At 63.1% G+C, this 26476-nt stretch carries 20 protein-coding genes and 4 pseudogenes; 10 read left to right on the forward strand and 14 right to left on the reverse strand.

Annotation, left to right across the window (positions count from 1 at the left end; all coding sequences use genetic code 11):
- Positions 1–173: 173 nt before the first annotated feature.
- Together BHE01S_RS03095 and BHE01S_RS03100 are read right to left on the reverse strand one after the other, a co-directional pair.
- Positions 174–1523: an ATP-binding protein gene (locus tag BHE01S_RS03095; protein WP_042260745.1), complete on the reverse strand. Its 1350-nt coding sequence runs from the start codon at positions 1521–1523 to the stop codon at positions 174–176.
- A complete protein-coding gene (locus tag BHE01S_RS03100; protein ID WP_042260450.1) occupies positions 1523–2185 on the reverse strand; it encodes a response regulator in 663 nt (220 codons plus the stop codon). The genes BHE01S_RS03095 and BHE01S_RS03100 overlap by 1 nt, the downstream gene beginning before the upstream one ends.
- Here BHE01S_RS03100 and BHE01S_RS03105 point away from each other — a divergent pair.
- The 4 genes from BHE01S_RS03105 to BHE01S_RS03120 all read left to right on the forward strand — a co-directional run bounded on the left by BHE01S_RS03105 (position 2120) and on the right by BHE01S_RS03120 (position 6523).
- Entirely contained in the window at positions 2120–2791 is a 672-nt protein-coding gene (locus BHE01S_RS03105) for a PepSY domain-containing protein (protein WP_245639624.1), read from the forward strand. The two genes, BHE01S_RS03100 and BHE01S_RS03105, sit on opposite strands and share 66 nt — an antisense overlap.
- A 75-nt stretch (positions 2792–2866) precedes the next feature.
- Positions 2867–3334: a DUF2271 domain-containing protein gene (locus BHE01S_RS03110; protein WP_084068542.1), complete on the forward strand. Its 468-nt coding sequence runs from the start codon at positions 2867–2869 to the stop codon at positions 3332–3334.
- Positions 3335–3342: 8 nt separating this feature from the next.
- Positions 3343–5559 (forward strand): PepSY domain-containing protein, encoded by a 2217-nt coding sequence (locus tag BHE01S_RS03115; protein WP_042260452.1) that lies wholly within the window; start codon positions 3343–3345, stop codon positions 5557–5559.
- Positions 5540–6523, forward strand: coding sequence for an FAD:protein FMN transferase (locus tag BHE01S_RS03120; protein WP_042260453.1), 984 nt, complete (start codon positions 5540–5542; stop codon positions 6521–6523). The genes BHE01S_RS03115 and BHE01S_RS03120 overlap by 20 nt, the downstream gene beginning before the upstream one ends.
- 260 nt (positions 6524–6783) lie before the next feature.
- Here BHE01S_RS03120 and BHE01S_RS03125 read toward each other — a convergent pair whose 3' ends face one another.
- Positions 6784–7164: a hypothetical protein gene (locus BHE01S_RS03125; protein WP_042260454.1), complete on the reverse strand. Its 381-nt coding sequence runs from the start codon at positions 7162–7164 to the stop codon at positions 6784–6786.
- A 328-nt stretch (positions 7165–7492) separates the two neighbouring features.
- Between BHE01S_RS03125 and BHE01S_RS03130 the strand changes: the two are divergent.
- Positions 7493–8008, forward strand: a pseudogene (locus BHE01S_RS03130) (LysR family transcriptional regulator); the annotation flags it as partial.
- Between the two features lie 62 nt (positions 8009–8070).
- Here BHE01S_RS03130 and BHE01S_RS36435 read toward each other — a convergent pair.
- Positions 8071–8346, reverse strand: a pseudogene (locus BHE01S_RS36435) (oxidoreductase); the annotation flags it as partial.
- Between the two features lie 171 nt (positions 8347–8517).
- Between BHE01S_RS36435 and BHE01S_RS39485 the strand changes: the two are divergent.
- Complete coding sequence (locus tag BHE01S_RS39485) at positions 8518–8643, forward strand: hypothetical protein (RefSeq protein WP_281177736.1); 126 nt, start codon at positions 8518–8520, stop codon at positions 8641–8643.
- Between the two features lie 132 nt (positions 8644–8775).
- Here the strand turns inward: BHE01S_RS39485 and BHE01S_RS03140 are convergent.
- A pseudogene (locus tag BHE01S_RS03140) lies at positions 8776–9582 on the reverse strand (HipA domain-containing protein); the annotation flags it as partial.
- Positions 9583–10042: 460 nt separating this feature from the next.
- Between BHE01S_RS03140 and BHE01S_RS03145 the strand changes: the two are divergent.
- Positions 10043–11458: an ISNCY family transposase gene (locus BHE01S_RS03145; RefSeq protein ID WP_042260455.1), complete on the forward strand. Its 1416-nt coding sequence runs from the start codon at positions 10043–10045 to the stop codon at positions 11456–11458.
- A 385-nt stretch (positions 11459–11843) separates the two neighbouring features.
- A pseudogene (locus BHE01S_RS36440) lies at positions 11844–11984 on the forward strand (helix-turn-helix domain-containing protein); the annotation flags it as partial.
- Positions 11985–12091: 107 nt separating this feature from the next.
- Here the strand turns inward: BHE01S_RS36440 and BHE01S_RS03150 are convergent.
- Genes BHE01S_RS03150 through BHE01S_RS03160 form a run of 3 tightly spaced genes read right to left on the reverse strand, consistent with a single transcriptional unit; the run spans position 12092 to position 16347 of the window.
- Complete coding sequence (locus BHE01S_RS03150; RefSeq protein ID WP_042260457.1) at positions 12092–13564, reverse strand: NAD-dependent succinate-semialdehyde dehydrogenase; 1473 nt, start codon at positions 13562–13564, stop codon at positions 12092–12094.
- A 29-nt stretch (positions 13565–13593) separates the two neighbouring features.
- The gene (locus BHE01S_RS03155; protein WP_042260459.1) at positions 13594–14991 is read right to left on the reverse strand and encodes an aminotransferase class III-fold pyridoxal phosphate-dependent enzyme; all 1398 of its coding nucleotides are present in this window, start codon (positions 14989–14991) and stop codon (positions 13594–13596) included.
- 57 nt (positions 14992–15048) lie between these two features.
- Positions 15049–16347, reverse strand: coding sequence for an NAD(P)/FAD-dependent oxidoreductase (locus BHE01S_RS03160; RefSeq protein WP_042260752.1), 1299 nt, complete (start codon positions 16345–16347; stop codon positions 15049–15051).
- A gap of 388 nt (positions 16348–16735) precedes the next feature.
- On the opposite strand from BHE01S_RS03160, the gene BHE01S_RS03165 reads away from it, so the two are divergent.
- Positions 16736–18262 (forward strand): ABC transporter substrate-binding protein, encoded by a 1527-nt coding sequence (locus BHE01S_RS03165; protein ID WP_052405691.1) that lies wholly within the window; start codon positions 16736–16738, stop codon positions 18260–18262.
- Between the two features lie 67 nt (positions 18263–18329).
- Here the strand turns inward: BHE01S_RS03165 and BHE01S_RS03170 are convergent, their stop codons facing one another.
- From BHE01S_RS03170 to BHE01S_RS03195, 6 genes are all read right to left on the reverse strand, one after another.
- Entirely contained in the window at positions 18330–19979 is a 1650-nt protein-coding gene (locus tag BHE01S_RS03170; protein ID WP_042260461.1) for an ABC transporter ATP-binding protein, read from the reverse strand.
- Between the two features lie 2 nt (positions 19980–19981).
- The gene (locus BHE01S_RS03175; RefSeq protein ID WP_042260462.1) at positions 19982–20836 is read right to left on the reverse strand and encodes an ABC transporter permease; all 855 of its coding nucleotides are present in this window, start codon (positions 20834–20836) and stop codon (positions 19982–19984) included.
- Positions 20837–20840: 4 nt separating this feature from the next.
- Positions 20841–21791 carry an ABC transporter permease gene (locus BHE01S_RS03180; RefSeq protein ID WP_042260465.1) on the reverse strand — a complete coding sequence of 317 codons (951 nt, stop codon included), beginning with the start codon at positions 21789–21791 and terminating at the stop codon, positions 20841–20843.
- A gap of 81 nt (positions 21792–21872) precedes the next feature.
- The gene (locus BHE01S_RS03185; protein WP_042260467.1) at positions 21873–23147 is read right to left on the reverse strand and encodes an NAD(P)/FAD-dependent oxidoreductase; all 1275 of its coding nucleotides are present in this window, start codon (positions 23145–23147) and stop codon (positions 21873–21875) included.
- Entirely contained in the window at positions 23144–23812 is a 669-nt protein-coding gene (locus BHE01S_RS03190; protein ID WP_042260756.1) for a haloacid dehalogenase type II, read from the reverse strand. The genes BHE01S_RS03185 and BHE01S_RS03190 overlap by 4 nt, the downstream gene beginning before the upstream one ends.
- A gap of 35 nt (positions 23813–23847) precedes the next feature.
- Complete coding sequence (locus BHE01S_RS03195) at positions 23848–25317, reverse strand: aldehyde dehydrogenase family protein (protein WP_042260469.1); 1470 nt, start codon at positions 25315–25317, stop codon at positions 23848–23850.
- 157 nt (positions 25318–25474) lie between these two features.
- Between BHE01S_RS03195 and BHE01S_RS03200 the strand changes: the two genes are divergently transcribed.
- Complete coding sequence (locus BHE01S_RS03200) at positions 25475–26359, forward strand: LysR substrate-binding domain-containing protein (protein ID WP_042260471.1); 885 nt, start codon at positions 25475–25477, stop codon at positions 26357–26359.
- The last annotated feature ends 117 nt before the right edge of the window (positions 26360–26476 follow it).

The following is a 26476-nucleotide window of genomic DNA, read 5'->3' on the forward strand; positions in this document are numbered from 1 at the left end:
GGTGACGATACCTCATGACCCATGAGCGCCCTCGTCCGACGATTCTGCGCGTGGACAAAGAACAAAGCAGCCGAAGACAATTCCTTCATCGCCCAGGTGTCCCGGCTCCTCGTTGCGCTTTTTGATGAAAGCACCACGCAGGTCGCATACGCGCCCAACGTTCGTGCTGCTGTTCACGTGGACGGGCCGTGATGGGATTCGCTGTCTCTCAAGTTTTCGACAAGCGCCTCAAAACCATCCGTCATTCCAGGAGGGGGCGAGTGCAGGGTTAGACGCGCCCCTGCCGCCTGAGCGATTGCATTCGCGATTGCCAGCCCGAGGCCGCTACCCCTGGCTGTTGTCACACCGCGCTCGAATGGCTGGATCAAACGAGAAAGTTTGTCGGTGGCCACGATGGGGCCGTGATTTGTGACGCTCAAGCGGCCTTCGCTGGAAAGCGCGATACGGATCGCCTCCGCCGTCGTACCGTGCCTGATCGCATTCTCGATGAGATTGCGCGCGAGTATCGCGAACGCATCCGGGTCGATGCGCGAGTGCACGGCCTGTTCTGGCAACGTCAGGCGAAGCTCGCTGGAGCGCTCGGCGCGCCCGATGTCTTCGACCACCATCTGAAGAATTGGCCGCAAGTCCTGCGTTGCCTCTGAAAGAATGCTGCCGCCCTCTGCCCGGGCCAGCTGCATGAGCTTTTCGCTCAGGCGTGCGAGTGTGTGCAACGCCGCCTCGACGTTCTGCGCGCGCGTTTCGATCGATGTCCCTCTTGTTTCGGATATCAGGCGCTGTGTTTGAGCAAGGGCCGCGGCAATGGGCGTACGAAGTTCATGCGCGCTATTCGCAGTGAAACTGCGTTCGGCGGTCAGAGCCCGGTCCAGTCGCTGCATCAAATCATTGACCGAGTCGGCAATGGGCTCAATTTCGGCAACCATCCCCGCCTTGCCCAGCGGACTAAGGTCGTCGCGTCCTCTTGCGGCTATGCCATCGCAAAACAGGCGTATGGGGCGCAGTCCAGAACGGACCACGAGCCACGCGCCGATAACGCCCAGCGGAACAACAAGCAGGAGCGGCTTCACGACAGCAAGTGCGGCTTCGATCCCGGCGCGGTGGCGGGCCTCTAACGCCTCGGCAATGGTGAGCGACACCGTTCCCTGAAGTACCGTCTCCGTGTAAAGCCGATGCGTACGGGTGGACGTAAATCCGGGTTTCAGCGCGGGCGGAAAGATGGCCGGGTTCGCATCGTGAGACTGGAGTAGGGTCGCGCCTTTCTGATCGCGAACGATATACGTCAGCAATTCGCCGTGCGGTCGCACGCCCGCGATGCGCTCGGTAGAGTTCTGTTGCTCACGGTCGAGGATATCCTTCACCGCAAGCGGCACGATGCGCTGTGCGGTCTCCTGCAACGCACTATCAGACATCCGATCGATCTCTTCACGCAACACCCGAAACGCCGCTGTTGCGGCGATGAGGGAAAGCACGGCGAGGCCAATGGCCAGCATCGCGGCCAGGCGCGCCTGAAGGCTGTGGAGGATCACGAGGATGGCCTTAGCTTGTATCCGAGCCCGCGCACCGTCTCGATGAGGTCGCCTCCAAGCTTCTTGCGCAATCGGCTCATATGCACCTCGATCGTGTTGCTGCCGATCTCGTCGCTAAACGAATAAAGACGCTCCTCAAGTTGTGCCCTGGAAAGAATCGCATTAGGATGCCGAACCAATGCCTCGAGCAATGCCCATTCGCTGGCAGTGAGAGCAACGTGACGGCCGGCTCGGGCGATACTGTGTGCAGCCAGATCCAGCTCGAGATCGCCCAACGTCACCAGCGGATTGGGATTACCCGCATATCGTCGCGCCACCGCATGCACGCGCGCGGACAGCTCAGAAAGGTCGAACGGTTTGACCAGGTAATCGTCCGCGCCGGCATTCAATCCAGCAATACGGTCCGCAACCTGGTCAAGCGCGGTGAGGATGATGACTGGAACAGACGAACCACCCACGCGCAATTCGCGCAGAAAGTCGATCCCTTTGCCGTCCGGCAGCAGCAGGTCCAGCAGAATCAGATCGTAGTTCGCGGAATCAACATAGCGTCGGGCGTCACGGAGCGTCGTCACATGGTCGGTGGAGTGTCCATCATGCGTGATTTGCTCATTGACCGCCTCTCCGAGCAGATTGTCGTCTTCGACAAGCAGCACTCTCATGCTTTCTTCCTGGTGGAGTTGATCCTAAGTCTGCCTCGTCAAGCTTACGCCAGAATGAAGAAAATTCCTTGCGATCGCAAGGTTCGCTTCAGGTTCCGGTTGCATCGTATCGACTGTCACGATACACCGGAGACCCGCATGATGCGCCGCTCACTTCTCAACAGCCTTGCAGTCATATCCCTTGTCACAGTCTGCGCAGGGAGTGCCGGTATGGCGGCGGCCGAAGATGCCTGCAATGTGCCGCTCTCCGACTGGAAGCCGCTCAAGGAGCTCGATGCCTTTGCCAGCGCGCGGGGCTGGAACGTCACCAGGATCAAGGCCGATGACGGCTGCTACGAAGTCCGCGGCACGGACCGTCAGGGCCGACGCTTCAAGGCAAAGCTGAACCCCGCCACACTCGCCATCGTCCGGATGAAGACCGATGGCGACGATCGATCCCATGAGGGGCGTGGCGAGCACGAAGGTCGTCACGCCGGCGATGCAGGCGATGCAGGCGACGCAAAGCCAGGGACGCCGAACAGTGCGCACGGCAATCCCGCAAGCACCGCTGCGCCTCCGGGAGGGATTCTGACACCTGGAACACGACCACAGGTTCAGATTCAGTAGCGGCGTGATGCGGTTGCCCAAGGTGTTCCAGTTTTGGAGCCAGTATTCTCACTATCGAAAGGTCAGGTCATGAGCATCAAGTTTGCACTACCTCTTGCAGCTATCGCCGGCGTACTCGCGATTCCGTTGACGGCCTCGGCGCGCCCGGTCACGTTCGAGACGCAATTGAGCAGCTACGGCGGAGACGGCGCGTACGTCGTCATGTATGTAACCGACCGGGCCGGGCGCTATCAGGGAACGTTGTGGATGGCCGGGGACAACGCCAAATACTACAGGCACCTTCGGGACTGGTATCGAATGTCGGGCGGGCGGGCCACGCTCGACGGCGTGACGGGAGCCAGCGTGGGCGCCGGCAGAACGATGCGGGCAACGCTGGACATTGCCGACGCGCTTGTCGACGCCGGATATGAAATCCACATCGACACGGCGGTGGAAAAGATGAACGAGAACCCGTCCGAGGTCGTCGTTCCCCTCGCGACGTCCGGGGTTGGGAAGCCGGTCAAAGGCCGCGGCTATGTGAAATCGTTCCGTTATACCTTCTGAGAATCGAAATGCTTCGCAAGCTTCATTCAGTGCCCGGATTAATTGCGGCGATCGTGCTTACGATCATGGCGCTTTCGGGCACAGTGCTGTCGATCAACCCTGCGGTCGAGCTTGCGCGGACACCCGCGCTCGCCCCGGGGACGCTGGACGTCGCCACGCTCGCCGCACGGGTGAACGCGCAGTACCCTTCGCTAGACAAGATCGTGCGCAGGCCATCGGGCGAAATCATCGCCCATTATGAATCCGGTGGCGAGTTACGAGCTTCCCGAATCGATCCGTCGACTGGCGCGGGCGTCGGGCCCTATACGCCGTCGCCCACCATACGCTGGGTCACGAACCTGCATCGAAAATTGCTGCTTGGCGACGCAGGCCGCATTGCGGCAGGCATTGCGGCAGGCTTCATGTTGCTGCTGGGCGCGTCGGGCCTCGTGCTTCTTGCCCGGCGCATGGGAGGATGGCGCCATCTGGCGGGGCGAATCCGGGGGAGCGGTCTTCAACGCGTACATAACGAAATCGCGCGCGTCGCTCTCATTGGACTGGCGCTTTCAGCGACCACGGGACTGATCATGTCCCTGACGACCTTCGGGATCGTTCCCGATAGGCACACGGCGGAGCTTGCCTATCCGGATTATGTGGGCGTACATGCACCGCTTCCCGTGGCCGGGCTGGCCGCACTCAGGGCGGTGGACGCGACAGCCTTGCGTGAACTCGCCTTCCCAGCCCCTCAAAACCCACACGATGTCTATGCGCTAACCACTTCGAAGGGTACCGGATATATCGATCCGGCCACCGGAACGTGGCTCGCCTGGCAGGACTCCGATGCATGGCAGCGTGTCCATGAAACCGTGCTGATGTTGCACACAGGTGAAGGGATCTGGTGGCTGGCGCTGTTGCTTGGCGTAACGAGCGCTTCGATTCCGGCACTCGCCATGAGCGGAATCTGGCTGTGGGCTCGCCGCCGTCGCGCGATGCCCAGGTTCACCTGCAATGTGAGCGTGCGGCGGGCGGATACGGTCATCCTTGTGGGCAGCGAGTCGAACGCTACCTGGGGGTTCGCGGCGGCCATTCATCAAGCGCTGACCCGGGTGAATTTCAGGGCGCATGTCGCTTCGATGAACGATCTTTCATCGCGCCACGGCGCGGCGAAGCGGCTGATTATTCTAACCTCGACCTACGGCGACGGAGACGCGCCATCGAACGCGACGCACTTCCTTAAGAAACTGGCCCGGATGAACGTCCCCCCGCAAATGCAGTTTGCCGTTCTCGGTTTTGGCGACCGCCAGTTCCCGAACTTCTGCGGCTTTGCGCAGAAGGTCCATGAGGCGCTGTGCGAAAGAAAGATGAGTCCGCTAATGGATATCGGGATGGTGGATCGTCAGTCAGAAAGTGCGTTCCGGGAATGGGCCGGCAAATTGGGCGCCGCGCTGGACGCCGAGATCGAGGTTCAATACCAGCCATCGTTGCCTCGGACCATCGCGCTTCAACTGATCGAGCGCAAAGATTATGGGGCCGGGTCCGAGACGTTGACCTCCGTATTGCGCTTTGTTCCCATGCCGAAGGCGGATTCGGTATGGCAAAGACTGATGGGCACCTCACTTCCGACGTTCGAGGCCGGAGATCTGCTCGGCATTGTGCCGCCGGGGAGCATTGTGCCGAGATTCTATTCGTTGGCGAGTGACTCGCAGGACGGCTTTGTCGAGATCTGTGTGCGCAGGCATCCAAACGGGTTGTGTTCGGGGTACCTGACGAGTCTGAAACAAGGTGACCCAGTCAACGCATTCATCCGCACCAATCCCGGTTTCAGACCGACTCCAAATGCTGTCCCGCTCATCCTCGTTGGTGCCGGTACTGGCATCGGCCCGTTTGTGGGATTCATCCGGCGGAACGAGACGAGGCGCCCGATGCACCTGTACTTCGGCGCCCGGCGGTCCGGTGATTCGTTCCTTTACGACGAGGAGTTACGTAGCCTCGTGGGCACGCGCCGGCTGACCACGCTCACGACCGCCTTGTCGAGTCCGGTGGAGAAAACGTACGTGCAGGATCGACTCCTTCGGGATGCCGTGATGCTTCGTGCGCTCGTCGCGCATGGAGCACGAATCATGGTGTGCGGGAGCAGGGACATGGCACGAAGCGTCGCAGCAGTATGGGAGAGGATTCTAACCGGGTCGGGCAAGACGGTGGCTGACCTGAAATTGAGGGGAAGTTATGTCGAAGATGTCTATTGAGAAAAAGGGACAAGGTGATCTTCGCCGCTATACATTCAACGGCGAAACAATGGGGACTCGCTACAATGCGCAATGTTACGCAGAGCGAGACCTTGATCCCTCGCCGCTTGCCGCCGAACTCGAAATGGCGGTACAGGGAGTCGACCAGGAGATGTCAAACTGGAAGGCGAACTCGGACCTGACCCGCCTGAACAACGCGCCGGTCGACGTGTGGGTGCCGATACCCGGCAACCTCGCAACCGTGCTTGCTCGTGCAGCCGAGATCGGCTGTGAGACCGGGAACGCGTTCAACGTCGGCGTGGGTGACCTGGTCGACCAATGGGGGTTCGGTCCACAAGGCACTGGTCAGCCGGACATGTCGGACCTGTCGTCACGAAGGACGCGTATGCCAGTCGGCGAAATGCTCGAGATCGATATCGCACGAAGTCGCGCACGCAAGCGCGCGCCGCTGGCGCTCGACCTGTGCGGCATTGCCAAGGGATTTGGCGTTGACGAACTGGGCCGCGTCATGGATCGCAGCGGCATTCGTTCGTGGCTCGTCGGAATCGACGGTGAGATGCGCGCGAAGGGAACGAAGCCGTTGGGGGCTTCGTGGACACTCGCAATCGAACGGCCGGAGTACGACTGCAGGGACGCGTTCGCCGTGATTGAAATTACCGACGTTGCGATTGCGACTTCGGGCGACTACCGGCACTGGAGTGAATACCAGGGCATGCGAATATCACACACGATGGACCCGCGCACAGGTGCGCCTCTGAGTAACGGGGTTGCCTCAGTGACTGTGCTCGCGGCTACGTGCATGAACGCCGACGCGTATGCAACTGCGCTTATGGTGTTAGGGGATGAACGCGGGGTACAGTTCGCTCGCCGAAAAGGATTGGATGCACTTTTCCTTGTACGCGAGGGTAAGGGGCTTAGGGCTACGGGGACGGGCTGCTTCGCGCGGGAATCGCAGGTCGCCTGATACGCATCAGCAAGGCAACGAGTGTGATGACGATTCGCACATTGGCAGGCGACACAAGGCTGGACGCCAGTCTTCGACCTGGGTCCTGCAAACTTGGCCTCAGTATCAACGGCGTGAGAGAGGTGTCGGGCGCCTGATACTTGAACTGATGCCGCTTTCGAGTGAATAGACGACGCTCTAGTGTCTGCGAGGGGATGCGCGTGAACGGCAGGAACTGGCCGTATCTCGACTCATGCGAATCGCCAGATTTGGGGACTCGATCATTGATCGCCGTCGCCGCCCACCGGACCTCCGAGCCGCAGGCGACGATCCTCGATCCAGCCCTCGAAATCCTCGCCAGTTTTGCGGTTGACATACATGACCTGGTACCAGCTCTTGTATGGCTTGTAGACCGTCACGTTGTCGCCCGGAATGATGAACAGACGCTTGGTTATGCACTCTGACTCGGGCGCAGAATGGAAATAGGCGCGTCCAATACCGGTTACCGTTGCCATAACCGGCGGCCTGAAATTGTCGTCAGGGCCACCGGTGGCCTTGCCGAGTTTCGCGCAGTCCACTGCAGCCAGCGAGTACGTTGCGGCGAGGCTCGCACACAAGATGAAGACGACGCGAATAATCTTCACGGAAACGTGATTCAACATGTTTTACGCAGGACTATGACTGAGGAGATTCGTTCGCTCTTATGTTAATTCGGCCACGGCGTGAGCTGCCGAACAAGTCTCATTGTCAACGATCGATGTCGATTCGTCGACTGACTGTTTGTGGCCGACTGTCGCCCCAGGCGCCTCCGCCGTAGCCGGCCCGCTTCGGTCATGAGCCACGCATTTGCACCGGCAGCGGGTGGCTTTGGTGGCGCGTCTCCCGATGACAGGCGCTATGTCCGCGAGCAGCTCGAGCTAGTCATGGTGTTCTTCCTGGTCGCATGGCTTGCAAGGCCTCGATTCGAATCATGCCAAAAGAGGATTAGCGATGGATCGTATGACAGCCATGGAGACCTTCATTGCCGTCGTTGAGTCTGGCTCCTTTTCTGTCGCGGCGAGGCGCCTGAACGTGGGGCAACCCGCCGTCTCCAAGTCGGTCGCGCAACTCGAGGAACGGCTGGGCACGCGCTTGCTGCTGCGCTCGACGCGTGGCCTCAATACGACCGATGCCGGCCAGCGCTTCTACGAGCACGCGCGGCTCGCCATCGAGGAGGCGGACGAGGCGGAAAACGCCGCGAAGGAGTCTTCGGAGAGCGTGTCCGGGCGGCTGCGCGTTTCGGCGGCGCCGACGTGCGCGCGCCTGCACGTCATGCCGGCGCTCAAGCGCTTTCTCGACCAGCATCCGCAACTCGAGATCGATATCGTGCTGGACGACCGCAACATCGATCTGCTGGAGGAGGGCATGGATGTGTCCCTGCGCATGGGCAGCCTCGACGATTCCGGCATGACCGCGCGGCGCATCGGCCGCAGCCCGCGGCTCGTGGTAGGCACACCTGCGTATTTCGAGGGTTTCCAGCCGGCAACCTGCTCGCGCGTCCACATGCCCGGCGCGTCCACATAGGCGATGCCACGTGGCGTGACCGCCGTTGCGTCCGTAATGAGCAGACCGCCTTCGGACACCCGCTGGGTGTAGTACTCGACCATCAGATCGCCGGGCACGTTGCCGGGCTCCGTTCGCATGCGGGTGAGCGGCGGGGGCACGACGCGATGCTTGAGAGCGAGCGATCCGACGCGGATTTGACTGAACAGCTTCATTTGGGCCCTTGCCTGGAGGAATGGGGTGACGCCATGCTCGCCGCAACCGCATCGGGCAAGAAGACAGGTGGTGGCGATAGCAGTCATTCCTCCAGGGCATGGGTGTTCGGCCAGTCCGGCATACCCGCCAGGAATCGCTGATTTTCACCTCCACCGCGGCGCCGCCGACCCAAGACAAAACGATGCCACTTCGGTCAACGTCGCACCGTCGACAAGTCACCCTTGCCATCAGGAGAAAGCTTAAGGAGCACGTTCAACGTGCCCACCCGCGAAACCGTCTCGCCCGCCAATCAGTCCATCTTCGACAAGCTCAAGTCGGGTCTCGGCGTCTTGCCGAACCTCTATGCGACGTTCGCGTATTGCGAGCATGTGCTCGGCAGCTAGCTGGCCTTCCAGAACGCAAAGAGCAGCATCACGGGCCAGGCGCGGGAGGTCGTCAACCCGGTCGTGAGCTAGGTGCCTGGCCACTACAATCGTTGGTCGGTAGGTGGGGTGCAGAACCCGGACCTGCAGGGGTCAGCTCTTTCTCGCAGGAGCGAGAAGCTCGGAACGTGCAATCACGTCTCTCGTGCTCCCCGGCTTGTCTGAATCCGAGAATCCGGCCGCCTCAAGAATGGGCGTGAGGCCCTTGAGCTCTGCTTGTAGCCTGGCGCTTCGCACCGTCGCCATGCCCTCGTTCCACGCGTGCAGCATCTGCTTCGCTATCCAGTGCCATCGAGATTCGTTCTTCGCGGCTTCGATAACCTCTTTCCCTGTCGACACGGCCGAATCGCAGAGTACCTCGACCATTTCGCGATAGCGCCGCGGCGGGATGCCCAGCCGCGTGTTGAAGAATCGCTCCAGCGTTTTGCCCGGCGCCCAGGTCTTGCGCCCGTCGACGCTAAGCCCGGGTGGATTGCCGGCAAAGCGAGGGTAAGCCTGGGTGGTCACGATGTCGTACACGGGTGTGTACACGACGTCGTCGATGTTCGAGTAGAGAAGAGCAACGTTCTTCGAGTGGCAGTCCGCGTTGCGAACAACGTAGTTGGTCAGTATCAGCCAGCCAAAATGTTCGGCCTGCTGTCTCCAGTTCGCGCCGCTGATGTAGGGCTTCGTTGCGTTCAGCACCTGCTCAGTCGAGGGCCGATACTTCTCATGCGGTGGGAGACCGAGGAGACTGCATGCGTCCTCGACGCCGTATGCAGGCATGCCATTTTCATCGACATCGAAGCGGTCGACGACCAGCACACGCCCGTCGTCAGACATGGTTGTTTTTGCCACTCGAGCGACGTCGAGCCTTGCGAGCACCCGCATTGTGTAATGCTCATTGAACTGATTATGTGGTGCACCACATAACAGATCAAGGGCTACGAGTCAGCAAAGCGGGCTAGTGTCCCTTAGGCTACAAAAATTGGAGGACTGGTCTATTTTGTGGCTCATCGGCTACAAAGGCATTGCCGCTGCGTAGGCTCAGCCGGCCCCTCCGAAAGACCGTTACCTGGTTGGCCAGTAGGCAGCCCCGCTGAAGTCACGGGACAAATGTGTGACGGGGAAAAATGCAGTTCGCCGTAAGCATCGGCCTCGATGAGTGGCACCTCGTGTTTGGCGAGCGGTTCGACCGGGCTCTGGACTCGATCAGGTTGTGGCGTAGGTTTCATCGAGAAGGATATTTAACATAATGCAAATTATCGCAGTTTTTGTTGTAGAAGCAATATGAGAATGTCGTGTTCTAGCAAGATACAAATGTCGCGTTTTACCGTGGCTGGCAAGCTGGCAGTTTGCTGCGTGATCGCAGGAGCCAGTTATGAGCCCAGCCGCACTGGTGACATTGAACATGCGCGAACTCGACCGTCTGAAGGTGATCCAGGCCGTGGTGGACCTCGGGCTCAAGCCCGGGCGCGCCGCCGAGCGACTTGGCCTGACGGTGCGTCAGGTCGAACGGCTGGTGGCGCGGTATCGTGAATCCGACGCGGCAGGACTGGCCTCACGCAAGCGCAAGGCGCCTGGCAATCGGAAGCTCGATGAAGGCTTGGCGCTGCGTGCGCTGACCACCATTCGCGAGCGCTACGCCGATTTCGGGCCCACTCTGGCCTGCGAGAAGCTGCGCGAATGCCATGGCCTCGTGCTGTCAAAGGAAACCGTGCGGCACCTGATGACGGACGCAGGACTCTGGGTGCCGCGCAAACAGCGCCTGCCTGGGATCCATCAGCCACGTGCACGGCGCGCGTGTTTCGGCGAGCTCATCCAGATCGACGGCAGCGACCTCCGCTGGTTCGAGGAGCGCGCGCCGGCCTGCACGCTGCTGGTGTATGTCGACGACGCGACGAGCCGGCTGATGCACCTGCACTTCACGCCGACCGAATCGACGTTCAGCTATTTCGAGGCCACGCGTGCGTATCTGGAGCGCCATGGCAAGCCCGTGGCGTTCTACAGCGACCGCGCCAGCGTCTTTTACGTGAACCGCCGCGCGCAAACAGCAGGCCAAGGCGTCACGCAGTTCGGCCGGGCGATGTATGAGCTGAACATCGACACCTTCTGCGCGAACTCGAGCCCCGCCAAAGGACGCGTGGAGCGCGCGCACCTGACGCTGCAGGACCGCCTGGTGAAGGAATTGCGGCTGCGCGGGATCCAGGGCATGGAAGCGGCCAGTGCGTGGGCGCCCGCCTTCATGGCGGCGTATAACGCGCGTTTCGCGAAGCCACCGCGCAGCACGTTCGATGCGCACCGGCCGCTGCGTGCCGACGAGGATCTGGATGCGATCCTGACGTGGCGGGTCCGCCGCAAGGTATCGCGTTCGCTGACCGTGCTGAACGACCGCGTGCTCTGGCTGCTGAAGGACACGCCGGCAACCCGCCGGCTGATCGGCCGCTACATCGAGGTATGGGAGTATCCGGACGGTCGCATCGAGCTGCGGGCCGGCGGTACCGCACTGCCCTGCGTGCCGTACGACAAGCTCTCGGAAATCGACCAGGGGGCCGTGATCGAGCACAAGCGGCTCGGTCATGCGCTGGCAGTCGCGCAGGCGCTGCAGGCGCAGCGTGACAACCGCCGCGCCTCGGGCTCGCCCTCGCGCACGAATCGCGGCGCTGCGGTCCGCAAACCGAAGCCCTTGCCCGGCACAAGGAAGCAGCGCGAAGTGACGCTCGAAGACTGGAATGCGGCGGTAATGGGGACGCACCGGAACCCGGGAGCCTCGGTGCTAAAAACCCCCTCCAGATAGATATGGAGGACTTAAACCCCGACATCTGTATTTAGCCGGAACCCCGACATTTCAAAATAGCTTTGACATTGTTTGTAGTCGCTTTATAGATGGAATGGTCGCCTCCCGCCTTAACGGGCCATCCGACGCCACAGACTCATGCCCAGAGGCGTGCCACATTGCTGGTTCGGCAGATCCTGGACCTTTGCGGCGAAATCCATCGGGGCCGGCGGGCATGCCCGCGATCGAGTCCGGATATCAGTCCGCAACCACCCTCCTCGCCACACATAAACACCTTGCAAATGGGAGGCGACCATATAAGAAATGTCGGGTTCTGGCTATTTACAGATGTCGTGTTTTTGAGCGCTGGCAAGCTGGGCGGCGCGTGCGAACTGCGGAGCCGGCCATGCGACCAGGCGAACTGGCGACACTGACGATGCGAGAGCTTGACCGACTCAAGGTGATCCAGGCGGTGGCCGAGACGGGTTTGAAACCCGGGCGCGCCGCTGAACGGCTGGGCATCACTCGTCGCCAGGTCGAGCGATTGTAGAACGGTCGGTGGGATCGGGCTGGCCATTTCAATATGTCGGGTTCGGGGGTGCGGCGGACATATCCTCCTGTCCGCCACCCAGGCAATCGATGAAGATAAAAAGATCAAGCGAGCCCCCCCTGGCACACGTACTTGATCGCCAGATAGTCCTCGAGGCCGTAACGCGAACCTTCGCGGCCATAGCCCGATTCCTTGATGCCGCCGAACGGCGCCGCCTCGCTCGATACCGCGCCCTCGTTCACGCCGATCACGCCCGCTTCCAGCGCCGCCGACACGCGCTCGATGCGCCGCATGTCCTGCGTATAGAAGTACGCGGCGAGGCCATACGGCGTGTCGTTGGCCGTGCGAATCACCTCGGCTTCGTCGTCGAACGAAAAGAGCGGCGCGACCGGTCCGAAGGTTTCCTCGTTGCAGAACAGCATGTCGGTCGACGCATTGACAAGCACGGTCGGCGCGTAGAAGTTGTCGCCGAGCGCGGACAGGCGCCTGCCACCCGTCAACACCTTCGCGCCGCGCTCGACCGCATGATCGACGTGACGTGCGATCTTTTCCACCGCGCGCGCGTTGATCATCGGACCGATCTGCGCGGACGGATCGGCGGCGCCGGCGACCTTCAACGCGCCGACGCGCTCGGCCAGCATCGACGCGAAACGGTCGTACACCGACGCGTGCACATACACGCGATTCGGGCACACGCAGGTCTGCCCGCCATTGCGGAATTTCGCAGCGATCACGCCGTCGACGGCGGCGGAGAGGTCGGCGTCCTCGAACACGATGAACGGCGCGTTGCCGCCGAGTTCGAGCGACAGCTTCTTCAGCGTGCGTGCCGAATCGCGCGCGAGCCGCTTGCCGACCGCGGTCGATCCGGTGAACGTGATCTTGCGCACGCGGGAGTCTTCGAGCCAGTCGGCCACCGCTTCGATGCCGCTCTCGCGCGACGCCGCGATGATGTTGAGCACGCCGTCCGGCACTCCCGCTTCCTGCGCGAGCAGCGCTAGCGCTAGCGCGGTCAGCGGCGTGTCCTCGGCCGGCTTGGCGATCACCACACAGCCCGCCGCGAGCGCCGGCGCGATCTTGCGCGCAATCATCGCGAGCGGAAAGTTCCACGGCGTGATGGCCGCGACGATCCCGACTGGCTCCTTCACCGCCGTCATCTTCTTGCCGCGCTGCTGCGCCGGCAGGATGTCGCCGTGAACATGCGCGGCTTCGTCGGCGAACCACGCGACGTAGCCCGCGCCATACGCAACTTCACCGCGCGCTTCCGCCAACGGCTTGCCTTGTTCCGACGACATCAGCCGCGCGAGGTCCTCAGTATTCGCAACGATCAGCGCGTGCCAGCGGCGCAGGATTTCGGCGCGCTCGCGCGGCAGCCTGGCGCGCCACGCGGGAAACGCGGCATGCGCGGCATCCGTGGCGGCGCGCGCGTCGGCGGCGTGGCTGTCGGGAATGCGCGCAAGCGTGTCGCCGCTGGCCGGATTGGTGACGGTGAAGGTGCGGCCGCTCACCGAGCGCAGCCAGCGTCCGCCGATCAGGTTGGCGTCGCGAACGAGGTCGGAACGGGTCAGGAATTCGATCATGTAAATGTCTCTGCGATGAAGACGCGGCCTCAGACGGCCGCGCGCTGGCGCAGCGCGGCGCGCACGTCGTCGGCATCGAGCACGTCGTCGAGGGTTTGGCGCACGCGGCGGAACATTTCGGCACATTCGTCCTCGCCCAGACACAGCGCGGGCGCGAAGCCGAGGATGTTGTCGCCGAACGCGCGGAACACCACACCGTTGCGATAGGCCGCCTGCGCGATGCGGCCCGACAGCTTCAGCGAGGCGTCGAACGGTGCGCGAGTCGTTTTGTCGGCGACCAGTTCGAGTGCGCCGAGCAGACCGCGATGGCGCGAATCGCCGGCGAGCGGATGATCGAGCAGCGCGTCGAGGCCCGCTGCGAACTGCGGCGCCCGCGCGGCGGCGTTGGCGAGCAGCCCGCCTTCGTGATAAAGGCGAATGACTTCGAGGCCGATCGCCGCGCTGACCGGATGCGCGGAGTACGTCTGGCCGTGGCCGACCGGCACGCCGGGCGGCGCCGCTTCGGCGATCGCCGAATAGATCGCTTCGCTCATCAGCACTGCGCCCATCGGCGCGTAACCGGCGGTCAGCCCCTTCGCGATCGTCATCAGATCCGGCTCGACGTTTTCGTCCTGACACGCGAACAGCGGACCCGTACGCCCGAATCCGGTGATCACTTCATCGGCGACGAACAGGATGTCGAGCCGCTTGCACGCATCGCGCATCGCCTTCAGCCACCCGCGCGGCGGGACTATCACGCCGCCCGAACCCTGGATCGGTTCGCAAAAGAACGCGGCGACGTTCTGCGCGCCGCCGAGTGCTTCGACCTTGTTTTCGAGCGCTTTCACCGACGCGGCGATGATCGCCTGTGGATCGCCGGGCGTCGCGCTGCGGTACGGATACGGCGACGGAATGTGATGCTGGGTGCCAAGCGGCAGATCGAAGTTGCGGTGAAACGCGGGCAGCGCGGTCAGACCCGAGCCGAACGACGACGAGCCGTGATAGCCGCGCTCGAGCGCGATGAAATGCTTTTTCCGCGGCTTGCCGAGTGCATTGTGGTAATGCGTGATGAAACGCATCGCCGAATCGACCGCATCCGATCCACCGAGCGAAAAGTACACGCGCGTCAGCGACTTCGGCGCGAGCGACACGAGCTTGTCCGCCAGTTCGATGGCGGGTTCGGAGCCGAAGTGGAAATAGCCGGTGGCGTACGGCAATTTCGCCATCTGTCTGCTCGCCGCCTCGACGATGCTTTGCTGGCCGTAGCCCGTGTTCACGCACCACAGGCCCGCGAAGGCGTCGAGCAGTTCGTTGCCGTCGGCGTCGTGCAACCACACGCCCCTGCCCGACTCCAGGATCGTGACGCCGCGCGCTTCGTGCGCGCGATAGTCGACCACCGGATGAATCAGGTGTCGACGGTCGGATTCCACGAGATCGTGCTGGTTCATACGTGCTCCTGAAATGGCAGAGGCGGGACGCGCATCCGGGGTCTCGCGAGTTGATCGTCAGTAGATGATGTTCGGCGCGAGCGTTTCTCCCGTCATGAAACGCCGGTGTGCCAGGTGTTTCAGATCGTCGGACATCCTGCCCGTCGCGATCGCCTCTGCCAGCATGCGCCCCGCGCCGAGCGAGCTGCTGAAGCCATGTCCGCTGAAACCCGTACAGAGATACACGCCGGGATGCTCGCTGCATTCGGAGACCACCGGAATGCCGTCGGGCGTGTTGTCGATCGCCCCGCCCCACGCGATATCGACTTTCGACGGATCGAACTGCGGAAACACCTTCTGCGCCTCGTCGTACGCCGATCGCACCAGCGATAAATCCGGCGCCGGATCGAGCACGCGATTGCGCACGAAGGGCGATCGTCCGAGATGCAGGTAGCTGAACTCGTTCCACAGCTGCCGGAAGAACTCGCCGCCGAACCGCACCTTGATGCTGTTGCGGCGGCTCGCGTAGAGCCCTTTGAAACGCATGCCGTAGCGCAGGCTGTTGGGCACCACGTGGACCGTGCCGCGTCCGCTCTTCGCGAGCGTATAGCCGCCGTCGGCCCGCTCGCGCAAGGCGAATTCCGGTGTTTTCAGCGGCCCGTTGAACGCGAGCCGGATGTCGCTGCATGACTTCGACGCAGACGAATACACGTTGAGCGTCGGCAATACGATTTTGTGCTTCAGGCAAAACAGCGACGACCACGCGCCCGCGGCGATCACGACCGCGTCGGCGCGCACGCGGCCACGCTCGGTTTCGATGCCCGCGACGCGCCCGCCTTCGATCAGCAGGTCGTTGACCGCGCAGTGCTGCAGGATCGATACGCCTTGCGCGGCGGCGCGCTGCGCGAGTAATGGAATCGCGCACGACGGATCGGCGTAACCGTCGTCGAAGGTGCGCACGCCGCCGATCCACGGCTCGCCGCCATCGGCGTAGACGCGATTGGCCTGCTCGCGCGACAGCATCTCGGTTGCGACGCCGCTTCTGCGCGCGAAATCGAACCAGGCCTGCCAACCCGCCAACTCCGCTTCGCTGCGCGTGACGAAGGTGATGCCGGTCTTGCGGAAACCGACGTCCGCGCCGATTTCGTCGGCAAGGCAGGTCCAGCGCTCGACGCTCAGTCTCGCCATGCCGAGTTCGCGCAGATCGCGGCCAAGCGTGCGGCACCAACCCCAGTTGCGGCTGCTCTGCTCGGCAGCGACGCGGCCCTTTTCGAACAGCGCGACGCGCCTGCCGAGCCGGTTGAGTTCGTAGGCGGTCGCCACACCCGCCGCGCCGCCGCCGATCACCGCGACGTCGACGTGCTTTGGCAACGCCATGTCGGTGTCGATTTTCAATAACGGTTGTTTCACTTTCGAGCAGGACCTCAGGAAGATGCGTGCAGTAGAACGTTGAAATGAGGTCGTAGTGTAAGAACCCATATTCGCGATGACAAATTCACAAATATTCGGAGGACATCCTTTTTTGATATGGTGAGCGTCGCGCGAAACCCGGCACGTCGGCGTCGAGTTCGCGCGACACGGACGTGGCGCGTTCGCTCGCGCAAGCCCATATCAAAAAGCGATTGGGGGTCAAAAATGGCGCATTTGAGTCCGCCGCGGATCCGTCAATAAAATGGATCGCAGAGCGACCGGATCAGGGGATCGTGCGACGCACGACATTTCGTGCCGCGAGCTCGTTGATCACCAGAGACAGGAGGACAACATCATGAAAACCAGCAGAAGAGATTTCCTCTCGATGCTCGCGGCAGCAGGCGTGGCAAGCGCCCTGCCGGGTATCGCGGCGGCGGACGAGGCGCCGCGCAAGGGCGGCAACGTGCGCATGGCGGTGCAGAACGGATCAGTGTCAGACACGCTCGATCCGGCCAAGGGCGCACATTCGGGCGACTGGACCAAGCAGTTCTGCGTGTTCAACGCGCTCACCGAGTTTAACGGCACACTGAGCGCCAGCAACGCGCTCGCCGACAAGCTGGAAAGCACCGACGGCAGCAACTGGCACATCGTCCTCAAGCAGGGCGTGCACTTCCACGACGGCGCCGAGATGACCAGCGAGGACGTCGTCTACTCGCTCGCGCGTCACAAGGATCCGGCCAACGCATCGAAGGCTTTTGCGATCGCGAGCGAGTTCAAGGAGATCAAGGCAGCCGGCAAATACGAAGTGGCGCTGGTGCTCGAGCGACCGAACTTCGATCTGCCTTCGGTGCTCGGCAGCAGCTATTTCCTGATCGTGAAGAACAACACGAAGGACTTCGCCAAGCCGGCCGGCACAGGTCCGTTCATCGTCGACAACTTCACGCCGGGCGGCAAGTTCGCCGCCCGGCGCAATCCGAACTACTGGAAGTCGGGACTACCGTATCTCGACACCGTCGAAATCATCGGCGTGCCCGACAACGCGGCGCGCGTGAACGCGGTGCTGGCGGGCGACGTCGACATCTGTTCGCTGGTCGACCATCGCTACGCCGCGCAGGTGAAGGGTAATCAGAACGTGCAGCTGGTCGCGAACAAGCTCGGCATCTATACGGATCTGATCCTGCGTCAGGACAACCCGATCACCGGCAACGCCGATTTCGTCTCGGCGGTGCGTTATCTGCAGGATCGCACGCGGATGGTGAACGACGTGATGCAGACGTACGGCGTGGTCGCCAACGATCATCCGGTCGCGCCATGGGATCCGTACTTTCTCGAAGGCCTGCCGCAACGTCAGTTCGATCTCGACAAGGCGAAATTCCACATCAAGAAGAGCGGCTGCGCCGGCCAGTCGATGGAGATTTTCTGCCAGCCTGGCATCGCGTCGTCCGTCGAAGGCGCACAGTTCCTGCAGAGCTTCGGCGCTCAGGCGGGCTTCAATTTCGTGGTGCGCCAGGTGCCGACCGACGGTTACTGGTCGACGTACTGGACCAGGCGTCCGATCACCTACGGCTCGATCTCGAACCGGCCGAACGTCGGCATGATCTTCGAGCTGTTCTATACGTCGAAATCGCCGACCAACGAAGCACGCTGGCAGAATCCGAAGCTCGATCAACTGCTCGATTCGGCGCGCGCGGAAGGCGACTTCAAGAAGCGCAAGGCGATCTACGGCGACATGCAGACGCTGGTCCACGACAGCTCTGGCACCGTCGTGCCGGTGTTCGACGTGATTCTCGACGGCGTATCGAAGAAAGTCCGCGGCTACAAGTCGAACCCGTCCGGGATGAACATGGGCTACCGGTTCGCCGAGGCGGTCTGGCGCGCCTGATCTCTTGAGCCTTGCTGCAAACGCAAACGCCGTTCAGTCGTGAGGCCGAACGGCGTTTTAACACGCTTCACGCCTTCGCGCGCAACGCCGTTTCCTCCAGCCAGTTCACGCGCATTTCCGGCACCGAATCGATCAGCAGCGACGTGTACGGATGGCGCGGCTGGCTGAACAGCGCGCTGCGATTGCAGGCATCGACTTTCTGGCCTTTGAACAGCACAACGATATCGTCGCAGATCGAGCGCACGGTCGAGAGATCGTGGCTGATGAAGAGATACGACATGTTCAGCTCGTGACGCAGCTCGACCAGCAGATCGAGAATTGCCGCGCCGACGACGGTATCGAGCGCCGACGTCACTTCGTCGCAAATGATCAGCTCAGGGTCGGCGGCGAGCGCGCGCGCCAGATTCACGCGCTGCTTCTGCCCGCCCGACAGCTCGGCGGGACGCCGCCGCGCGATCGAGGCCGGCAGCTTCACCAGATCGAGCAAACGGGCGATGCGCGCCGGCACTTCGTTCGACGCGCAGCGCTCGAACAGCCGAAGCGGCCGCGCGAGGATCGTGCCGACATCCTGCGCCGGGTTGAGCACCTTGTCGGCGTTCTGGAACACCAGCTGGATGCGGCGATAGAGATCGCGATCGCGTTTCGCGTGCGTACCGGGCAGCGGCTTGCCGACAAAACGGATGTCGCCCCTCGCCGGCGCGAGCAGCCCGGCAATCACATACGCGAGCGTCGATTTGCCCGACCCCGATTCGCCGATCACGCCGAGCGTGGTGCCGCGCCGCAAGGTCAGATTGATGTCGTCGAGCACGCGCACCGCGGGCATGCCCGCACGATCGCGCTCGCCGTAACCCGCGACCAGGGCGCTGATTTCGAGCAGCGGCGGCTGTTTGACCGCCTGATCGGCGTCGGCTTCGGTCAGACGGCACGACGGCTCGGCGGCGGCCATCAGGCTGCGCGTGTACGGATGCGCGGGCGCCTCGATGATCTGCCCGAGCGCGCCCTCTTCCTGGATTTCGCCGTTGCGCAACACCAGCACGCGATCGGCGATCTGCGCGACCACCGCGAGATCGTGCGACACGTACACCGCGCTGATGTTGAAGTCCTCGATCGCGCGCTTGAACGCGCGCAGTACCTCGATCTGCGTGGTCACGTCGAGCGCGGTGGTCGGTTCGTCGAACACCACGACTTCCGGGTCCGACATCAGCGCCATCGCCGCCATCAGGCGCTGCAGCTGGCCGCCCGAGACCTGATGCGGATAACGCTCGCCGATGGTGTCCGGCGACGGCAACGCGAGCGCGCGGAACAGTCGGACCGCCTTCGTGCGTGCCTCCTTGCGACTCATCAGACGGCGCACGCACACGCCCTCGATCACCTGATCGATAATGCGCAGCGCCGGATTGAACGACGCCGACGCGCTCTGCGCGACATACGCGACGCGGCGGCCGCGCAGATCGCGCAAGGCCGCCGGCGACGCCGTCAGCACGTCGGTCCCGCCGACGCCGACGTGGCCGCCCGCGATCCGGCAGCCGCGCCGCGCGTAGCCGAGCAGCGTCAGCGCGATGGTCGTCTTGCCCGAGCCGGATTCGCCGATCAGCGCCAGCACTTCGCCGCGCTGGATCGAGAAGCTCACGTCCTTGACGATCGGCACTTCGTTGCCGTCGTCGCCGCATGCGACCACCTGCAGGTTCGAAACTTGCACCAGACGTTCCGTCGACATGGTTACCCCCTTGCACCGCCGTGCCTGCGCACGGCCAGACTGTCGATCAGAAGGTTCACGCCGATCGTCAAGGTGGCGATCGCGAGCGCCGGCATGATCACCGCCGACGCACCGGAAGACAGGCCCGAGAGGTTCTCACGCACGAGCGAACCCCAGTCGGCATACGGCGGCTGCACGCCGAGACCGAGAAAACTCAGGCCGCTCAGCATCAGCACGTTGTAGACGAAGCGCAGACCGAAGTCGGCGAACATCGGATGGATCATGTTCGGCAGGATTTCGCGGCAGGCGATATGGAGCGTGCTTTCACCGTTCAGCCGCGCGACCGTCACGTATTCCATCGCGTTGATGCCGACCGCCTGCGAACGCGCGATGCGAAACGCACCCGGCATGTAAATCACGCCCGCGGTCAGCACCAGTACACGAAGATCGGAGCCGTAGATCGCGATCACGAGGAGCGCGAGGATCTTGCTCGGTGTCACCAGCAGCGCATCGACGACGCGACAGACGATCTCGTCGAACCAGCCGCCGATCACCGTCGACACCAGCGCGAGCAGCGTGCCGCTCGTGCTCGCGATCAGCGTCGCGGCGAGCGCGAGCCCAATGGAATAACGCGCGCCGAACAGAATGCGGCTCAACAGATCGCGGCCGAGGAAATCGGTGCCGAGCGGATAGGCGAGACTGCTCGACGCGAATACCTTGCCGCCGCTCATGTCCATCATGCCGTACGGCGCGATGGCTGAACCGAAGATTGCGATGAAGATCCACGCGATCGAAATGATCAGGCCGATGCGTCCGAGTCCGCTCAGCGAGAGGAAAAAGCGGCCGAAGCGGCGCGGCGAAGAAAGAAGACAAGTCATGGCGTCACCGCAGTTTCGGATTGCAGACGATCGTCACGATGTCCGCTATCAGCAGCAGAAGCAGATAACACGTACTGAAAAACAGCACGCAGAACTGCACGATCGGCAGGTCACGGTTGCTGACCGCATCGACCAGCGTGCTCGCGAGACCTGGATACGAGAAGATCGCCTCGACGATGATCACGCCGCCGAGCAGATACGACAGGCTCAGCGCCATCGCGTTGACGATCGGCCCGATCGCGTTGGGCAGCGCGTGCCGCAACACCGTGCGCGATGGACGCAGGCCCTTGAGCACCGCCATCTCCGCGTACGGCGCATCGAGCTGGTTGATCAGCGCCGCACGCGTCATGCGCGCCATCTGCGCGACCACCACGCAGCACAGCACCAGCACCGGCAAGCTGTACGACCTGAGGAATTCGCCGACGCTCGATACGTCCGGGTTCACCGACACCGCCGACACCCAGTGCAGCTTGACCGCGAACAGCAGCACCGCGAGCGTCGCGAGCAGAAATTCGGGCACCGCGACCACCGACATCGTCAGTATGCCGATCACGCGGTCGAGCAGCGTGCCGCGCACCATCGCCGCGACGATGCCGACCACCAGCGCGATCGGCACCGAAACGGCGGTCGCCGCGCCGGCCAGCATCAGCGTGTTCGGAATGCGCGCCAGCACGATCGTCCTGACGGGCACCTGCGCCGCGTACGACGTGCCAAAATTGCCGTGCAGCAATGCGCCGAGCCACGTGAAAAAGCGCAGCACGAGCGGCTCGTCGAGCCCCAGCTGCTTGCGCAGCATCGCCACCGTTTCCGGCGTGGCGTACTGGCCCAACGCCATCTGGGCCGCGTCGCCGGGCAGGAGGCTCGCCATGAAGAACACCAGGCCGGAAACCAGAAACAGCGTGAGCACACCTATTGCGATACGACGGCTCACCATGCGCAGCACGACACCATTCATCACCCACCTCGATATGCAAATACGCCGATCCGGCTCGCGACATGCCGAGCCGGATCGCTCCCGGTCAACGCGGTCGGGCAATCAGGAGACCGCGTCCTTGAAGCGGAAATAAGCGCCCACGAGCGGCAGGAACCACTCTCGTCCCGCATAACCCGGCAGCGCCTTCCACTCCTGCCGCGCCCATGGATTGACGCGCGCGGCGCCCGTCACGATGTCGGCCATCACGTCGCCCATGTACGTCGACATCTGCGTGCCGTGTCCGCTGTAGGCGACCGAGTAGTACAGCCCGTCGTGCTTGCCCGCCGACGGCAGACGATCGGCAGTCGCTTCGACGAGGCCGCCCCAGCAATAGTCGATGCGCACGTCGCGCAGATCCGGCAGCAGCCTGTCCAGCGAATCTTTCAGGATTCCTCCGCTCTTGCGATCCGATGCCGGATTGCTGCGTGCGAACTGCGCGCGGCCGCCCCACACCAGCCGATCGTCGTCGGACGTCCTGAAGTAGTTGCCGAAATTCAGGCTCGTCACGTAGTTGCGGCGATTCGGCAACGCGCGATCGAGCCGTTGCGTGATCGGCTCGGTGACGATCACGAAGCTGCCGACCGGCACGATGCGCCGCTGCCACCATCCGAACGGTCCGTGATTCGAGCAGCCCGTGGCGAGCAGCACGCGCCCCGCTTCGATCTCGCCTTTCGCCGTGACCACGCGATGCCGGTCGCCGCCGAGGCAGGTCAGTTTCGTGACCGCTGCGTTTTCGAAGATGCGCGCGCCGTGACGCGCCGCCGCCGTCGCGAGTCCGGTACCGAAGCGGCCCATGTGCATCTGGGCGCCGCGCCGGTCGAGCATGCCGCCGTGGAATGCATCCGATGCGATCTCGCGGCGCACGTCGCTCGCCGACAGCAGTTCGACGTCCTGGCGCAGATGCTTGCGCAGCGCTTCGTAGTTGCGAGCGATGCCGGCCATATGGCTCGGTTTGCTGGCGAGCTTGAGCTTGCCGTGGCGCACGAAGCTGCAATCGATCTGCTCGCGCTCGATCAATTGCTCGACGTAATCGACCGCATCGGTGTAGACCTGATAGTGCTGTTTGGCGGTCTGTTCGCCATAACGGTCGATCAGATCGGGCAGGCTCTGCGCGGTGCCCGGACTGCAATGGCCACCGTTGCGGCCCGACGCTTCGCCGTGAATCCGCGACGCCTCGAGCAGCACCACGTCGACGCCTTTGCGCGCGAGCGACAGCGCCGCCGACAGCCCCGTGAAGCCGCCGCCGATCACCACCACGTCCGCGCGTGCCGGAAGATCGCCGGTCGCGCCGGCGTCGAAGCGCGGCGCGGTCGCCAGCCAGAAAGATTCGAGTTTCATAGACCGACGACGGCGGCGAGACCACCGATATCCCTGATTTCCGTATAGCCGTAGTACGGGTTGGCCGGCTCGTGACCGCGGTTGACCCACACCTTGTTTTTGATACCCATGTCGTGCGCGGTCATCAGGTCATAACGGAAACTCGACGACACGTGCAGAATGTCTTCCGGATTGCAGTTCAGCTGGCCGAGCAGATATTCGAACGCCTTCATCTGCGGCTTGTACGCCTGCGCCTGCTCGGCGGTGTAGACCGCATGAAACGGCACGCCGATGCGCTCGATGTTGTGCGGAATCTGCACGTTCGCCGCGTTCGTCAGGCCGACCAGCGGAAATTCCTTCGCGACTTTCGCGAGACCGGCGCTGGTGTCCGGATGCGGCCCCCACGTCGGCACCTGGTCGTAGATGGCCTTGCCGTCGCCTTCGCGATACTCGACGCCCATGCGCCTGCAGGTGCGGCGGATCGCGTTGTCGACCACCTGTTCGTAGGGCTTCCACGCGCCCAGCACTTCGTCGAGACGGTAAGCGGCAAACGCGTCCGTGAACGCGCGCATCTTGTCGGCGGGTACGCGGTCCTTGTAGAGCGCGGTCGCGGCCGGCGCCATCTCGAAGTAGATCAACGTGCCGTAGCAGTCGAAGGTAATGAACCTGGGCTTGAACAACGACATGGTGTGTCCTTGCAAACTGGGCGCGAAGCCCGTCATTAAAAATCGATCAGCACGGACTTGTAGCGAAGGTTGGCTTCGAAGGCCTGACGGCCGAGATCCTTGCCGAGACCCGAGCCTTTGAAGCCGCCGGTCGGAATGATGAAGTCCCACGTGCGGCCGAAACGGTTGATCCACACGGTGCCCGCCTGAATGCGGCGCGTCGCGCGCAGCGCGCGACCGATGTCGAGCGTGTGGACGCCGGCCGCAAGGCCGTAGGTCGCGTGATCGGCGAGCGCGAGCGCTTCGTCTTCGTCGTCGAAGGTTTGCACGGTCAGCACGGGACCGAAGATCTCCTCGCGCACCGCGAGCGATTCGCCCGTCACGTCGGTGAGCAGCGTTGGGCGGTAGTAGTGGCCGCCGCCGTCGTAATCGAAGAAGTCGGCGCCGCACAGCGCGCTCGCGCCGTCGTCGATGGTCTGCCTGACCGCCGCGTGAATCTTGCGCGCCTGCGTCTCGCTGATGATCGGCGGGAAACACGCCGGTTCGCGCCAGGTCGGCCCCGGCCGCAGCGCGCCGGCCTTCGCGATGACCGCTTCGATCAGCAGGTCGGCGATGCCGCGTTGCACAATCAGCCGCGTGCCGGACACGCAGGCCTGCCCCGCGTTCGACGTGAAGCCACGCACGATACGGCCGGCAACCGCGTCGACGTCGCCGGCATCGTCGAACACGACTTGCGGACTCTTGCCGCCGAGTTCGAGCGTAACCGGCTTGGTGCCGTGCTGCGCGGCGTCGCTCATGATCGCGGCGCCAGTGCGCGTCGAGCCGGTGAACGACACCTTGCCGATCAGCGGATGCCTGACGAGCGCCGCGCCCGCGCTCGCGCCGCGGCCCTGCACGATATTGAAGACGCCGGGCGGCAGGCCCGCTTCGATCGCGAGTTCGGCAAGACGCATCACCGAGTACGGCGTCAGCTCCGACGGCTTGAGCACCATCGCGTTGCCGGCCGCGAGCGCGGGCGCGCATTTCCACGACGCCATCATCAGCGGAAAATTCCATGGCGCGATCGCGGCGACCACGCCGTACGGTTCGGGCAGCACGAGACCCAGGCTGTCGCGTTGGGTCGGCACCGCGTCGCCGCCGAACTTGTCGGCGCACTCGGCGAAAAAGCGGAGGCACTCGGCGGTGAACGGCACGTCGAACGCGCGCGCTTCGGCGACCGGACGCGTCGAACCGATCGCTTCGAGACGCCCGAGTGCATCCGCATCGGCATCGATCAGATCGGCCCAGCGCGACAGCACACGCGCACGCTCGCGCGGCGCACGCGTGCCCCAGCCGCTCGCGAGCCAGCTGCGATGCGCATCGCGCACGGCCTGATCGACCAGATCGTCGGATGCGTCGGGCAGCGTGCCCATTACACCGCCGTCAGACGGGCGCAAGACCTCGATTTCCGCGCGGCCTTCGACGCGTTCGCCGCCGATGAAATGTCCGCCCGGAACGGAATCGAGATGGAAAGTGTCGTCCTTCATGGCGTTTGGTATGGACCTCTCATGGACATGGAAGGAACGCTGCGAAGGCTGTCGCGGCATCGTTTCATCATGTTCTGGCGAGTGTATGAACGACAATTTTTTTTGACAAATGCGCATATAATCGTGGGTCATTCCTTTTTGATATACCCATCAGCCGATGCTGAATTTCCGTGAAATTCAGGCCTTCCGCGCGGTCATGCTGTCGGGTTCGATGACGCAAGCCGCCAAGGATCTGCACACCTCGCAATCGAACATCAGCCGCGTCATCGGCCAGCTGGAACGGCGCCTCGGTATCAAGCTGTTCGAACGGCAGATCGGCAAACTGATGCCGACGCTCGAAGGCCAGGTGTTCTTCCGCGATGTCGAACACACGTTCGCGAGCCTGCGCGGTCTCGAAGAGAAAGCCGAATCCATCCGCAAGCGCGGCAGCGGCCGTCTGCGCGTCGCCGCGGTGCCGTCGATGGCGATCGTCGCCGTGCCCGACGCGATCCACCTTTTTGCACAGCGCTTTCCGGATGTCGATGTCACGCTGCAGGTGGCCGACTCGCTGACTGTTTGCCAGTGGCTCGCGACCGGTTACGCCGACGTCGGCATCGCGTCCGAAATCTTCAACGGCACCAGCGTCGCCTCGGAGGTGGCGCGCAAGAGCCAGGGCGTATGCATCGTGCCGTCCGACCACCGCCTCGCGCAGCGCGAAGGCGCGGTCACGCCCGCGGATCTGATCGGCGAGCGCTTTCTGTCGCTCAAGTCGAGCGACGTGATGCGCAAGCGGATCGACGATGCGTGTCTGATCGAAGGCGAGGACAAGCGCATTCTCGCGTACGAATCGCACTTTGCCGCGGCGATCTGCCGAATGGTCGTGCGCGGCATGGGCGTGAGTCTGATGAATCAGCTGGTCGCGCGCGAATACGCGGACCAGCTCGCCATCCTGCCGTTCTCGAAGCGCATCGAATTCGCCACCTACGTCGTCTATCCGCTCAACATTCCGATGAACATGCTGGCGAAATCTTTCGCCGACGCGTTCCGCGAGAGCAGCGGATAACGGCGGGCCCGTCCCCGCGCTTACCCCCGCGTTTATCTCATATCAAACGATGATCGCCGCATCTCGAATGCGTGTTTGACGTGCGATTTCGTCCTTCGTAGCCTCGTCACGTTTTGC

Source organism: Paraburkholderia heleia NBRC 101817, from assembly GCF_000739775.1.
GTDB classification, from domain to species: Bacteria; Pseudomonadota; Gammaproteobacteria; order Burkholderiales; family Burkholderiaceae; genus Paraburkholderia; species Paraburkholderia heleia.

Coding starts and splice junctions, on each gene's coding strand:
- BHE01S_RS03165 (WP_052405691.1), top strand. CDS start 16,736: ATGAAAACCAGCAGAAGAGATTTCCTCTCGATGCTCGCGGCAGCAGGC.
- BHE01S_RS03185 (WP_042260467.1), bottom strand. CDS start 23,147: ATGAAACTCGAATCTTTCTGGCTGGCGACCGCGCCGCGCTTCGACGCC.
- BHE01S_RS03150 (WP_042260457.1), bottom strand. CDS start 13,564: ATGATCGAATTCCTGACCCGTTCCGACCTCGTTCGCGACGCCAACCTG.
- BHE01S_RS03145 (WP_042260455.1), top strand. CDS start 10,043: ATGAGCCCAGCCGCACTGGTGACATTGAACATGCGCGAACTCGACCGT.
- BHE01S_RS03175 (WP_042260462.1), bottom strand. CDS start 20,836: ATGACTTGTCTTCTTTCTTCGCCGCGCCGCTTCGGCCGCTTTTTCCTC.
- BHE01S_RS03155 (WP_042260459.1), bottom strand. CDS start 14,991: ATGAACCAGCACGATCTCGTGGAATCCGACCGTCGACACCTGATTCAT.
- BHE01S_RS03180 (WP_042260465.1), bottom strand. CDS start 21,791: ATGAATGGTGTCGTGCTGCGCATGGTGAGCCGTCGTATCGCAATAGGT.
- BHE01S_RS03125 (WP_042260454.1), bottom strand. CDS start 7,164: ATGTTGAATCACGTTTCCGTGAAGATTATTCGCGTCGTCTTCATCTTG.
- BHE01S_RS03120 (WP_042260453.1), top strand. CDS start 5,540: ATGTCGAAGATGTCTATTGAGAAAAAGGGACAAGGTGATCTTCGCCGC.
- BHE01S_RS03190 (WP_042260756.1), bottom strand. CDS start 23,812: ATGTCGTTGTTCAAGCCCAGGTTCATTACCTTCGACTGCTACGGCACG.
- BHE01S_RS03105 (WP_245639624.1), top strand. CDS start 2,120: ATGCGTGATTTGCTCATTGACCGCCTCTCCGAGCAGATTGTCGTCTTC.
- BHE01S_RS03160 (WP_042260752.1), bottom strand. CDS start 16,347: ATGGCGTTGCCAAAGCACGTCGACGTCGCGGTGATCGGCGGCGGCGCG.
- BHE01S_RS03115 (WP_042260452.1), top strand. CDS start 3,343: ATGCTTCGCAAGCTTCATTCAGTGCCCGGATTAATTGCGGCGATCGTG.
- BHE01S_RS03200 (WP_042260471.1), top strand. CDS start 25,475: ATGCTGAATTTCCGTGAAATTCAGGCCTTCCGCGCGGTCATGCTGTCG.
- BHE01S_RS03170 (WP_042260461.1), bottom strand. CDS start 19,979: ATGTCGACGGAACGTCTGGTGCAAGTTTCGAACCTGCAGGTGGTCGCA.
- BHE01S_RS03195 (WP_042260469.1), bottom strand. CDS start 25,317: ATGAAGGACGACACTTTCCATCTCGATTCCGTTCCGGGCGGACATTTC.
- BHE01S_RS03100 (WP_042260450.1), bottom strand. CDS start 2,185: ATGAGAGTGCTGCTTGTCGAAGACGACAATCTGCTCGGAGAGGCGGTC.